At 65.0% G+C, this 12,135-nt stretch carries 13 protein-coding genes; 4 read left to right on the top strand and 9 right to left on the bottom strand.

The features are described 5' to 3' along the window. Nucleotides 1-7 precede the first annotated feature (7 nt). Nucleotides 8-376, top strand: coding sequence for a nuclear transport factor 2 family protein (locus ABIC94_RS07965; RefSeq protein ID WP_354372488.1), 369 nt, complete (start codon nt 8-10; stop codon nt 374-376). Nucleotides 377-413: 37 nt separating this feature from the next. On the opposite strand, the gene ABIC94_RS07960 is transcribed toward ABIC94_RS07965, so the two are convergent. The 8 genes from ABIC94_RS07960 to ABIC94_RS07925 form a co-directional block, all read right to left on the bottom strand. Beyond that, entirely contained in the window at nt 414-995 is a 582-nt protein-coding gene (locus ABIC94_RS07960) for a hypothetical protein (protein ID WP_354372487.1), read from the bottom strand. 219 nt (nt 996-1,214) lie between these two features. Continuing rightward, nucleotides 1,215-1,445: a hypothetical protein gene (locus ABIC94_RS07955; RefSeq protein ID WP_012747462.1), complete on the bottom strand. Its 231-nt coding sequence runs from the start codon at nt 1,443-1,445 to the stop codon at nt 1,215-1,217. Beyond that, nucleotides 1,432-1,800, bottom strand: coding sequence for a hypothetical protein (locus ABIC94_RS07950; RefSeq protein ID WP_354372486.1), 369 nt, complete (start codon nt 1,798-1,800; stop codon nt 1,432-1,434). The genes ABIC94_RS07955 and ABIC94_RS07950 overlap by 14 nt, the downstream gene beginning before the upstream one ends. Nucleotides 1,801-1,818: 18 nt before the next feature. Continuing rightward, on the bottom strand, nt 1,819-2,730 hold the full coding sequence (locus ABIC94_RS07945; RefSeq protein ID WP_354372485.1) for a DUF6999 family protein: 912 nt from the start codon (nt 2,728-2,730) through the stop codon (nt 1,819-1,821). Then, nucleotides 2,714-4,669, bottom strand: coding sequence for a 3-oxoacyl-[acyl-carrier-protein] synthase III C-terminal domain-containing protein (locus ABIC94_RS07940; protein WP_354372484.1), 1,956 nt, complete (start codon nt 4,667-4,669; stop codon nt 2,714-2,716). The genes ABIC94_RS07945 and ABIC94_RS07940 overlap by 17 nt, the downstream gene beginning before the upstream one ends. 3 nt (nt 4,670-4,672) lie before the next feature. Beyond that, a complete protein-coding gene (locus tag ABIC94_RS07935; protein ID WP_354372483.1) occupies nt 4,673-5,656 on the bottom strand; it encodes a fatty acid desaturase in 984 nt (327 codons plus the stop codon). After that, nucleotides 5,640-6,431, bottom strand: a complete 792-nt coding sequence (locus tag ABIC94_RS07930) for a sterol desaturase family protein (RefSeq protein WP_354372482.1) — start codon at nt 6,429-6,431, stop codon at nt 5,640-5,642. Before ABIC94_RS07930 ends, ABIC94_RS07935 begins: the two co-directional genes overlap by 17 nt. Before the next feature lie 9 nt (nt 6,432-6,440). Next, a complete protein-coding gene (locus ABIC94_RS07925; protein WP_354372481.1) occupies nt 6,441-8,015 on the bottom strand; it encodes a phospholipase D family protein in 1,575 nt (524 codons plus the stop codon). A 148-nt stretch (nt 8,016-8,163) separates the two neighbouring features. Between ABIC94_RS07925 and ABIC94_RS07920 the strand changes: the two genes are divergently transcribed. Further along, complete coding sequence (locus ABIC94_RS07920; protein ID WP_354372480.1) at nt 8,164-8,718, top strand: peroxiredoxin; 555 nt, start codon at nt 8,164-8,166, stop codon at nt 8,716-8,718. Between the two features lie 47 nt (nt 8,719-8,765). Beyond that, nucleotides 8,766-10,199, top strand: a complete 1,434-nt coding sequence (locus tag ABIC94_RS07915; RefSeq protein ID WP_354372479.1) for an aldehyde dehydrogenase family protein — start codon at nt 8,766-8,768, stop codon at nt 10,197-10,199. A 25-nt stretch (nt 10,200-10,224) separates the two neighbouring features. Here ABIC94_RS07915 and ABIC94_RS07910 read toward each other — a convergent pair whose 3' ends face one another. Next, nucleotides 10,225-11,127: a ZIP family metal transporter gene (locus ABIC94_RS07910; RefSeq protein WP_354372478.1), complete on the bottom strand. Its 903-nt coding sequence runs from the start codon at nt 11,125-11,127 to the stop codon at nt 10,225-10,227. 185 nt (nt 11,128-11,312) lie between these two features. Here ABIC94_RS07910 and ABIC94_RS07905 point away from each other — a divergent pair, with 185 nt between their 5' ends. Next, complete coding sequence (locus ABIC94_RS07905; RefSeq protein WP_354372477.1) at nt 11,313-12,074, top strand: SDR family oxidoreductase; 762 nt, start codon at nt 11,313-11,315, stop codon at nt 12,072-12,074. The last annotated feature ends 61 nt before the right edge of the window (nt 12,075-12,135 follow it).

Genomic DNA, 12,135 nt, shown 5'->3' with positions numbered 1-12,135 from the left:
AGACCTGATGCCCTCCGCGGAAAGACTCGAAGCCTTCATTGCCGCCGTCGAAAGCGGCGCGCATGCCGAGGCTATCGAGAACTACTACACCGAAGACGCGACCATGCGTGAGAACCAGTCCGAGCCCCGGCGCGGACGCAGCACGCTGGTTGCCCACGAGCAGGCGGTGCTCGAGCGCACGGCCTCGGTCGTCTCGAGTTGCGTGCGCCCCGTGCTCGTGAACGGAGACCACGTGGTGATCCGGTGGGTTTTCGACTTCCGCTTCAAAAACGGAAAGGCGATGCGCATGGAAGAACTCGCCTGGCAACGCTGGGAGGGCGAGCGCATCGCCCAGGAAGAATTCTTCTACGATCCGGCGCAGGCCAAGCCGGCCTGATGGCTTGGCTGGCGGGCTGCCGATGGCCTGGTTGCCTTCAGTAGAAGCTGGCCCGGTGCGTAGGCGGGTTGATGGCCGCCCGCTGCTCGGGGCGCATCGTCAAGTCGTGCAGGGTGTCGAAGTCTGACGGGGCATCCGGAACGCGCATCACGGCTTCCAGTTCATTCAACGAGGCAACCCACAGGCCCGCGGCCGACTCGGCCGGCTCGTCGTTGGCAAAGGTGCCATCGCGGATATAGAGGGTTTCGCTGTCGGGGCGTTCGGCGTGCAAGTCGATCAGGCGCGAAATCGAAAAGTTGTAGGTCACCAGCTTCTCGCGGGTGTTGCGGTCCTTGCCGCCGCAGTTGAACGAGCCTTCCGCGGCAATCACGATGCAGGAGCCCTCGACGCCGCTGTCGACATGGCTGCCGGTGCGCCAGATGGCATTCGGAAGCCGCACCCGCACCTTGTCGATCACCAGGTCGCGCTGCTTGTTGAGGCTGCCGAGCGGCGGCACCAGCGAGCGCAGCTGCCGCAGGCGCTCGGCAAAGATGTTGTCCATGAAGAATTCGACATGGTGCGTCGCGCTGCCGGAAGAGCGCTTGACCACCTGCATGACAACATGACGTGACTTATTCATCGCAGGTCCTTCCGCACGTCGCCCGGGCGTTGGGCGCCTTGCCTATACAAAATCATTGGCGTCGACTACAAATTAGAACTTTTTATTGACTGCAATTACTTGCATCAATTGTGTCTAACTGTATATCGATTGCGGCAAATGTGGAAGGAAATCTGCAACGCGTGTGCTCGGGCATGTCGCCAAAGCGTCGCACGGCCCTGTTAGCCGGGCCGTGCCGAACTATTCGAGCGATTCGTCGAGCGCCTTGCACGAAGGCGCGCAAACGGTTTGCGACTTGCCAAGCACCTGGCGGGTGCGCAGCTGCGACCGTACGCGGTGCTTTCCGCACATGAAGCAGGACATGGTCGCCCCGCTGAACGACGCGGAGGCGCGGAACGGGGATCCCGGTGCTTTCGACTTGTAACGCAAGCCATCGGCCACGACGGCAGTCTTCACCTCAGCTTTGGCCATCGGCTTTGTCCTTTTTGGGTTCGGTATTTCGCATGGCGCGTGCAATGACATCTCTAGCGCGGACTTCGGCTGCAAGCGCCGCATCCAGCGCCGAGCGGCACAGGCCGGCGTGTTGATAGTTGAGATTTTCGTACACCTCGGCGGCGGCCGGATAAGCGTCGAGCAGGCGACCCAGGTCGGCGCCCGGTTCAACGTCGCTGAATTCGTGCACCAGGTGCTCGACCACCGAGCGGTATTGTTCCGCACCGACGGGAACGGTGCTGTGCTCGAGCCGTTCCAGCAGTTGAGCCAGCACGTGGGTCACTGCCAGATCGGTCTTGGAAGACGGATTGTGGGTCGTGTTCATGGGTTCCATCTGGGGGCAGCATACGCTTTATGCAAGTGCCTCCTCCCGTGCGGGGGTTGCCTCGGAGCTTGCCTTATGCGCGGCTTGCATGCGCAGAAGCAGGCTGTGCAGCATTTCCGTCGAAAGCCCGTGAATGACCAGCCGGTGCCCCGCCCGAAGCGTCGAAAGCGGCACCAGCGGATGCTTGTTGTTCACCAGAATCAGATGCTCGGGGGCGCCCAGCACGGTGGCCGCGTAGATGCCGATGGTTTCGTCGAGCTGAAGGGAATTGGCCGCGCGCCAAAAGTCGTTATCCGTCAGCATCAACTGATAAAGCGGCGTAAAAAGCTCGATGGCACTTTGCAGGTCGAGGAAATTGAGCTTGCCGTGCGGCATATCCGAAAGCCGCAACCCCGGGTCCTTGATCATCGAAAAATCGACATTCGGCGCCTTGCCCAGCACCAGCCCCTGGTCGCGCAACGCCTGGTTCAGGCGGATCACGAAATTGAAGAGGTTCAAGTCGTGCTTCAGGAAGGTCTCGTCCTTGAGCGCATCGATGTCGGCCGGCTCCAGCGGCGAGGTACCCACCGGCGCGGGCGAGTTGCGGCCGATGAAGCTCAGCACCTGCGAGCCCAGATGGAAATGCCGCAGGATCAGCCAGTTCGCCTCCGGCGACACGAAGCGCTTCAGCCCCCAGGCCAGCAGCCGGTGCAGCAGCTTCGAATGCGACCAGTTGCGCGGCACGAACACCTTCACCACCTGAATGAGGATGATCGTCAGCCGCGCCACCGGCCGCAGGAACGGCAGCAGGTACTGGCGCGAGCCCGAGCTCGAATCGGTCAACCATGCCGCCTTCACCTCGTCGGGCAGCGGCGTGCTCTGGTCGAGATATAGCGCGAGCCAGGGGCTGGGGTCGCGCTCGTCGTGTCCCTGCGCGAGAAAATCAGGCGTTCGGCTCATGTGACATTCGCTCCGTGATGTGCTGAAACTGCATCAGGTACAGCGCGGCCGTGTGGCGCGCCGTGTCGATGATCTGTCGGGCTGCGCGGCCCTGCCCTTTGCCGCCTTGGTCGTCTTTGTCCGCTTCCACAGCCATCACCATCTCGACGGCGGCGAGCCATCGGTTCAGGTGGTTCTCGTCGTTGTGGCCGTGGTACTCGAGAAAGCGGAACGCGTCGGGCGGCAGCTTCAGGCCGGCCTTGATCAGCGGCAGCAGCGCCGGCACGATGCGCTGGCCCGTACCTTCGATGATGTAGATCGCGCCCAGCAAGCCGATGGGGTCGCGCGTGGCGGCCAGGCCGTGCAGGTAGGCGTTGAGCGCCTCCCCGCCGGGGTTGCGGCGCAGGTCGCCGATCTCCGCCACCGTGCCGCCGGCCTTTCTGTAGTCGCTGAAGAGAATGTTGAAGTCGTCTTGTTCCTCGCCCGCGTGCACGTCGATCAGCGCGGCGAGGGTCTTGTACGGCCCGGTCAGCGAAGCGGCGCCCTCGCGCATCCAGCGGCTGCCTTCACGCACCTGCGGAACCCACTGCTCCATCCAGTTCAGATAGTCGGGCAGTGCAAAGCGGCGCTCGCGGATCTGGCGGATCAGCGGCGTGCGCCAGACGTTGGAGCGGTAGTCGTGCCAGATGCCGGCCAGCTCGGTCAGCAGTGCGCCCAGGCCTTCGGGTGCGGCGGCCGGATCGTGCGGCGGCGCAATCGCGATCCCGTCATCGGGGGGCGCTGTTTCGGCGGCCACGCGAGGGCCGGACACCCCCTGGGCAGGCGCATCGGCAGCCTCGACCTCCAGCAGCATGTAGGCGGCCATGAAGCGCCCCGACTCCGGCACGTAGCAGAAGATCTGCTCACCGGGCTTCAGCGTCTTGGTGTGCAAGAACTCCGACAGCATGATCAGGATCGACGCCGCACCGGTGTTGCCGCGCCAGGCCAGGTTGCTCCACCACCGCTCGCGCGGAATCGCGAGGTCGGCCTTGGTCATCAGGTCTTCGACCACGGGAATGAATTTTTCCGACGAGTAGTGGCACAGGAAGTGGTCGACCCGCTTCGGATCGACCCATCCATCACGCACCAGCGTCGCGTATTCGTGGATGCCGATGTCGAACAGGTGCGGCAGCAGCCGAATGTCTTGCCGCAGCGACAGGGCACCGGCCGCTTCCGCCTCGGCCCACGAGCCGAAATCGAGATGGCCGCGTGCGCGGTCTTCGGTCAGGCCCAGCTGCATGCACACCGGGTAGTCGCCCGAGAACGCGCGCTGGTGCACCCATTTCAGCCGCAGGCGCAGCCCGGGGTTGCCGGCCAGCCCAGGCGTGCCGTCGGAGAGCAGCAGCGCGCCTGCGCCGTCGGAGAGCATCCAGCGCAGAAAGTGCGAATCGAAGTCGGTTTCATAGCCACGCGCCGCGAAGCGCGAGCGCTTGAAAAGCCGCGACGGCATTTCGCTGGCCACCGCAAGCGCGGTGCGGTGCGCGCCCAGCTCGATGCCTTGCGCGGCCGACTGGATGGCCGACACGCCCGCGGCGCAGATGCCGTGCACCGACAACGTTTCCATCGGCGCCGCAGCGAGCTCGCCCTGGATCATGTTGGCAAAGCCCGGCATCAGCGTATCGCCGCCCGAAGATCCGCTGGCCAGCAGCGAGACGCGCGACAGCTCGGCCCCGCCGCGCTGCAGGCAATCGCGGATCGCGCCCGCCGCCAGCTGCGCATTGGTTTCGCGCGTTACGCCCTCCTCGTCGATGGCGTAGTGGCGCGTGAGGATGCCGTTCTCGGCCAGGATGCGCCGCTTGATGCGCTCCGACATGCGATTGAGCGGCGCGATGTAGGCGTCCATGCGCTCGTTGGGAATGGGCTCGCCGGGCATGTAATAGCCGGCGCTCTCGATGTAGACGCGTTGAAATGGAACAGGCATGGTTCAGTGGGTTGAAGACTCGGGCGGCACGAAAGGCACAGATGACATCAGCGAGCGGCTGCGAAAACGCGGCCACAGCGCTCCCAGCACGAAAACGCGAACCATGTAGGGCACCAGCCCTTGCTCGTTGAGCGCGGGATCGACCTGCGCGCGGTAACGCGTGCGGTGCAATTGCGTGAGCTCGGACCAGTGGACATGCGGGTTCTCGTGATGTGCGGTGTGCAGGCCTATGTTGAACAGCAAAGGGTTCACCAGCCCTTCGAAATTGCGTGCGTAGTTCAGGCGGGTACCCGCGGTATCGCACCGCGCCTCTGCGTCCGCTCCCGCTCCCGCTTCCGCATTCGGCGCGGGCCTGCGTCCGTCGGCGTGCGCGTGCTGCAGATAGTTGGTGGCCAGCAGCCAATGCAGCCCGTGCAGTTGCGGCACGATGACGAACAGCAGCGCCTTGCGCCAGTCGAGCAGCAGCAGAGCGCTCCAGCTGCCGAGCCACAGCGCGTATTGCGCCATGCAATAACGCCAAGGCCCCGGCCGGTGCCGGCGAAGCCGCCCGAGCCAGCCGAAGAACACGGGTATCAGCACCCACACCGCCTGGAACGGATGCAGCAGGTAGCCCCGCAAATGGTTGGTGTCGCCGCCGAAGCGATAGGTGCGCGCCACGTCCCGCGGCCCATGCCGGTGGCGATGGTGATTGGCCACGTGCGCGGGCCAGAAAACGAAGGTCGGGTGTCCCTGCAGCAGCGTGATCCAGAAGTCTGTAAGCCGGTTCATGCGCCGCCCGCGCCACGTGCGCAAATGCACGTGGTTGTGGTGAATCACGCCCACGCCAAGCGTGAGGAACAGCATCGGCGCGTAGAGCAGCACGGCGAAGCCATTCACCCACTGCCATGTCGCCAGCGCCGGCAGTGCCGCCAGATACGCAAGACTCTGCCAATCGCGCCAATGGCGCAGCCGGGCCGGTCGGCGCGGCGCGTCAGGCCGGCGTGCCATGCTGCTGCTGTTGACGTTGCTGCTTCTCGCGAAAAGCCTGGAAATGCGGCTCGGCCGCGTCGGCGGCAATGCGCGTGCCGAACAACCGGTCCATGAACGTGAACTGGAAGCCGTAGTTGCCGCTGTGGCAGGCGTGGTGCAAATGGTGCCGACGGCTCGCGGCAAACCAGTGGCTGTATGAAGCCCTGGGAAAAAAGTCGTAGTTCGAGTGGCCGACGCTGTTGAAGAACAGGCTGAACAGCGGCACTGATGCAAGCGACCAGAAGCTGAAGTCGTGCAACAGCATCGGCAGCAGGATCACGTTGCCGAGCATCGCCGCCTCGATCGGATGAAAGCTGTACGTGGCCCACGGCGTGGTCACGACCGAGCGATGATGCGGCCCGTGAAAGCGCCGCAGCCACCGCGTGTGCAGCAAACGATGGTTGACCCAGAAGTGCACGTCGTTCCAGATCGCCAGCACCAGGATTTCGACCGCGATCTGCCGCCAGCTCGCATCGGCATCGAGCCGCGCCCAGCCCAGCTGAAGCAAACCCCATGGAAACACCATGCCGAGCCCGAAAACGAGCACCGAAACGCCCGATTGCGTCAGTTCGCGGCGCAGTTGCCCTGGCTGCAACGGACGCGGATCGAGCACCCGCCCGATCGCGAGCACTGGCAGCGCCCGACGGGTCAACAGCCAATTGAGCGCGCCGAACCCCAGGTAGATCGAGCCGAAAAACACCAGCCCCCAGCACATCACCTGGAGAGCGGACAAATTTGTAAAGGTTTGCGCCATCCCCCGAGGCTACAGCAGCATTTCGGGAACCAGAGGCGCAATGATCAGGTTATGGAGCCGTTGAAAGAAAGTCGACTCCGGTTCCGAGGTCAGGATGACTTCCTTTTCTCCGTCGCTCGTGAGCCACTGCAGCGTGCCGGTGTCCTTGGCAAGGCGCAGGCGGTACGAGTTCTGCAGCTTGCTGATGTTGATGACGCGCAGCATCTCGCGCGCCAACTGCGGGCTGTCGACCACCAGGCCCATCTCGGTGTTCTGGCTTGCCGAGCGCGGATCGAGGTTCATCGAGCCGATAAAAATGCGCGTCTTGTCGATGGCAGCCGTCTTGGAGTGCAGCCGCCCCAGCGATTTGCCGAACATGCCGAAGCGCTCGCCCGCGGTGGTGCGCTGCGGGCTCAGTTCGTACAGGTCTGCCCCGCCCTTGAGCAACCGCTCGCGGTAGCGGGCGTAGCCGGTGTGCACCAGCGGCTCGTCGTTGGCGGCCAGCGAATTGGTGAGCAGCGTGAGCTTGACGTTGCGCTTTGCCAGGTCTTCGAAGGCCGCCATGCCGCGCTCGCCGGGCACCAGGTACGGAGAGGTCAGGTCGACCTGGATCTTGGCGTCCATCAACAGCGTCCAGACCTGCATCGTCACGCTGGTGGCAATGGCCTCGTCTGCCGTCATGGTGGTCGGCTTGGTGGGCGGGTCGGCAATGGCCCGGGCCTCGCCCCACAAAAGCCCCATGCGGCCGCCATCGAGCTCTTCGGCAATCGGCCCGTAGCCCAGGATGTCGGAGGGCGGCAGCACGATCCTCGGCGGTGCCGCCGCCATGCCGATCCAGGCGTCGAAGTCGGCGCCGGTGGGCGTTCGGCCGCCCTCGCCCCGGACGATGTCGGCCACGGGCCAGACCTGCTTGCTGTTCCAGTAGGCATCGAAGATCGATTCGAGCTGCGGCAGCACCTTGCCCACCACCAGCGCATCCATGTCGATGAAGTTCTGCGCCTCGCTCAGCACGAAATACTCGTCGGCAATGTTGCGTCCGCCCACTACCGCCATCACCCCGTCGGCAATGAAGAGCTTGTTGTGCATGCGGTGGTTGAGCCGCCCGATTTCATGCGGCGATGCCACGAAGCGCGATAGAAATCCGTTGCGCCCGCAACAGAACGGGTTGAACAGCCGTACGTCCACGTTGGGCGTGTGCGAGAGCGCAAGCAGCAGCTGCTGGCTCCTGGCTGTGTAGAGATCGTCCACCAGCAAGCGCACCTTCACCCCGCGCGCCGCCGCTTCGCGCAGCGAGCGCATCAGCAACCGGCCGGTGGCGTCGTTCTCGAGCTGGTAATACTGGACCACCAGCGAACGCTGGGCGCGCTGCGCAAGCTGGATGCGCGCGTCCAGCGAATACACGCCAAGCGGCATCAGCCGGAAGCCCGAATGCTCCCCGGGCGGCGTCGAGGCCGCCACGATTTTTGCCAGCGTGGTGGATGGATCGGCTGCATCCGCAGTCACCGCCGCCCGCTCGCGCGCCGGCGGCAGCGAGCCGCAGGCTCCCAGCGACGCGATCATCACGCCCGCAAGGCAAATTCGAAGAAGTCGAGACCAGGCATTCATGATGATGGATCGGTTTCCCCTTTGGTTTTCTTCGATTTTCTTGGCCACTGCCATGGATACGCCGGCCGGCGCCCGCCGGTTTCATTCCGGCCCTCCTGAAATGCTCTCTCATCCTAGAATTCGTTCAACACCTGTTCGGAGTTACACCATGGCACGACCGATCCTCTCACGCATCGCACTGATGTCGGTCGCCTCCGCAATGGCGCTCCCCGCCAGCGCCGCCCTCGACATCGGCGACCCGGTACCCAAGTTCACCGCCAATGCCGCGCTCGGCGGCAAGACCTTCCGCTATTCGCTGGCCGAAGCCTTGGCCAAGGGGCCGGTGGTGTTGTACTTCTTTCCGGCGGCCGACTCCAGCGACTGTTCCATCGAAGCGCATGCGTTCGCCGAAGCTATCGACCAGTTCACTGCGCTGGGTGCCACCGTCATCGGTGTTTCGGCCGACGACATCGACACGCTCTCGAAGTTCTCGGTCAAGTCGTGCCAAAGCCGCTTTCCCGTGGCCTCGGACGAATCGAAGACGGTCATCAACGGGTTCGACGCCCTGATGCAGACGCGGCCGGACTTTGCCAACCGCCTCTCCTATGTGATTGCGCCGAATGGCACGGTGGCTTACTACTACCAGAACCTGAATCCGGACAAGCACGTGGAGCGCATGCTCAACGCGGTTCGGGCGCTACCCCGGCCGGGTTCGCCCAAGTAGCAGTGTGCGGCGGCGGGTTTGCCGCGCTTCGCGCAAAATCCCGTCCCATGCAACTCAACTTCATCGCCAACGCCGACGTCCCGTCTTCCTCCGGCCGCACCCTGCAAGTGCTCGACCCGTCCGACGGCCAGCCCTTCGACGAAATCCAGCGCAGCAACGCCGCCGACATCGACTCCGCCGTGCGCGCGGCGCGCGATTGCTTCGAGGGCGTCTGGCACAAGGTGAGCGCGGCCGACCGCGGCCGCCTGCTCTACAAGCTCTCTCAGAAGATTGCCGAGCACGTCGACGAACTCGCCCTGCTCGAGCAGCGCGACTGCGGCAAGCCCGTGAAGCAGGCGCGCGCCGACGCGGTGGCGCTGGTGCGCTATTTCGAGTTCTATGCCGGCGCCTGCGACAAGCTGCACGGCGAGACCATTCCCTACCAGGACGGCTACAGCGTGTTCACCTGGCGTGAGCCGCACGGTGTCACGGGCCACATCATTCCTTGGAACTACCCGATGCAGATCTTCGGGCGCAGCGTGGGCGGGGCCCTGGCGGCCGGCAACGTGTGCGTGGTGAAGCCGGCCGAAGACGCCTGCCTTTCCTTGATCCGCGTGGCGCAGCTCGCGGCAGAAGTCGGCTTTCCGGCCGGCGCACTCAACATCGTGACGGGCTATGGCCACGAAGTGGGCGACGCGCTCGCGCGGCATGAAGGCATCGACCACATCAGCTTTACCGGCAGCCCCAAGATCGGCACGCTGATCCAGCAGGTGGCGGCCGAGCGGCATTGCCCGGTCACGCTCGAGCTCGGCGGCAAGAGCCCGCAGATCATCTTTGCCGACGCCGACCTGGACGCGGCCATTCCGGTGATCATCAACGCCATCGTGCAGAACGCCGGCCAGACCTGCTCGGCCGGCTCGCGCGTGCTGATCCAGCGCGGCATTTACGAGCCGCTGCTCGAACGCCTCGGCCACGCCTTCGAGGCCCTGCGCGTCGGCCCCGCGGCCATGGACCTCGACGTCGGTCCACTGATCCGCCAGACGCAGCAGCAACGCGTGTGGGATTTTTTGAGCGACGCCCAGGTGGCCGGCATTCCGATGGTGGCCCACGGCGTCGTGGTCGATGAAGCGCCCGAAACCGGCTTCTACCAGGCCCCCACCCTGCTGCGCGACGTGCCGGTGACCCACCGCCTCGCGCAGGAAGAAGTGTTCGGCCCGGTGCTCGCCGCGATGCAGTTCGCCGACGAGGACGAAGCGGTGGCACTCGCCAACGCCACGCAGTTCGGCCTGGTTGCCGGCGTGTGGACAGCCGACGGCGCGCGCCAGTTCCGCATGGCCAAGCGGGTGCGCAGCGGCCAGGTGTTCATCAACAACTACGGCGCGGGCGGCGGCGTGGAGCTGCCTTTCGGCGGTGTCAAATCCTCAGGCTACGGACGCGAAAAGGGCTTTGAAGCGCTCTACGGCTTCACCACCCTCAAGACCGTCGCCATCAAGCACGGCTGAAAGCTCCGGCCACGGCTGCCAGGGGCTACCCCAGCGCCGTGTCCAGCAGCATCATCAGCACGAAGCCGAGCATCAGCCCGCTGGTCGCGAAGCTTTCGTGCCCCTTGCGGTGCGACTCCGGAATGATCTCGTGGCTGATCACGAACAGCATGGCGCCGGCCGCAAAGCCCAGCCCCCAAGGCAGCAGCAAGACCGAGTGGCCCACCACGGCAGCGCCGAGCACCGCGCCAAGGGGTTCGACCACCCCTGAAACCATTCCGATGAAGACCGCGAACCCGCGCCTGTAGCCCGCGGCCAGCAGCGCCACGGCCACCACCAGGCCTTCGGGCACATCCTGGATGGCAATGCCGGTGGCCAGCGCGTCGGCTCGCAATCCGTTGCCGGCTGCATAGCCCACGCCGATCGCCAGGCCCTCGGGCAGGTTGTGCAGCGCAATGGCAAACACGAAGAGCCAGGTACGCCGCAACCTGTGCGCGGTCTGTCCTTCGGGGCCCTTGATGAAATGCTCGTGCGGCAGCACGCGGTCCAGCAGCATCAAGGCGATGCCGCCCAGCAAAATGGCCGAGCTCATCACGCCGCCCGCGGCCCAGCTGCCGCCTCCGAACATGCCGGCCGTTCGCGCCGCGTCAAGGCCCGGAATGATCAGCGAAAAAGCACAGGCCGCCAGCATCACGCCGGCACCGAAGCCGAACAGCGTGTCCTGCAGCCGGTCAGGGAGCTTCTGCGAGAACAGCACCGGCAGCGTGCCCAGCGCGGTAGCGAGCGCGGCGACTGAACCGCCCAGCAAGGCGCTCCAGACGACCGGGTCTGTACGAACGAACTGGTAAAACCGGAAGGCCAGCGCAAGCGCACCGGCAGAGACGATCACCAGCCCGATCCATTGGCGTGCCGAAAAATCGGTGCGCTGCGTGTAAAGCACGATTTGCAAGCTCCTTGGGTTGAAAGAGCCCTTTGCGTCAATTCGAGTGCTGCGTACTCAGGCATCTGGATGATAGTAATTCTCAACAACTTCGTCCAGCCGGCGCTGGGCGAGCCGCGCAAAAGCGCCGTGCGCAGGCGCTCGGCGCCATGGCCCGATACACTGCCCCGCTGCACTTTTTGAGGAGACACAGCGTGCGCGTCAAGGACAAATCCATCATCGTGACCGGTGCCGGCGGCGGCATCGGCGAAGGCATCGCCAAGCGGCTCGCGGCCGAAGGCGCCCAAGTGCTCGTGAACGACATCAACCCGGCAGCCGGCCAGCAGGTGGTCGAAGCGATCCTGCGCGACGGTGGCAGGGCCTCGTTCTTCGCGGCAGACGTCACGCAGTCGGCCCAGGTCAAGGCCCTGGTCGAAGCCGCGGTGCAGCGCCACGGCAAGCTCGACGCCATGGTCAACAACGCCGGCTGGACGCACCGCAACCGCCCTGCCCTCGAAGTCAGTGAAGACGAGTTCGACAAGTGCTACGCCGTCAACGTGAAGAGCATCTACCTCGCCACCGTGCACGCGGTGCCGGCATTCCGAGCCAACGGCGGCGGCTCGTTCATCAGCATCGCCTCCACGGCCGGCGTGCGTCCGCGGCCGGGCCTTACTTGGTACAACGGCTCCAAGGGCGCTGTCATCACCACGAGCAAGTCGCTGGCCGCCGAGCTCGGCCCCGACAACATCCGCGTCAATTGCATCAACCCGGTGTTCAACCCCGACACCGGCCTGGCCGCCGAATTCGCAGGCGGACCGCTCACCGAAGAGCGCAAGGCCAAGTTCCGCGCCACCATTCCGCTCGGCCGCTTCTCGACCGCGCTCGACGTCGCCAACGCCGCGCTGTACCTCGCGAGCGACGAAGCCGCCTTCATCAGCGGCGTGTGCATCGAAGTGGACGGCGCGCGCTGCGTCTAGCGGCCTTTCCGAGTAGCCCTGTACGGCTCGGCCCATCCCCGATGGAGTAAATTGGCTGCTG

Origin of the sequence: Variovorax paradoxus (assembly GCF_040544635.1) — a bacterium.
GTDB lineage: Bacteria > Pseudomonadota > Gammaproteobacteria > Burkholderiales > Burkholderiaceae_C > Variovorax > Variovorax paradoxus_R.
Note: the sequence above shows the minus strand (reverse complement) of the source record. Positions and strands in the feature narration are given on the sequence as shown.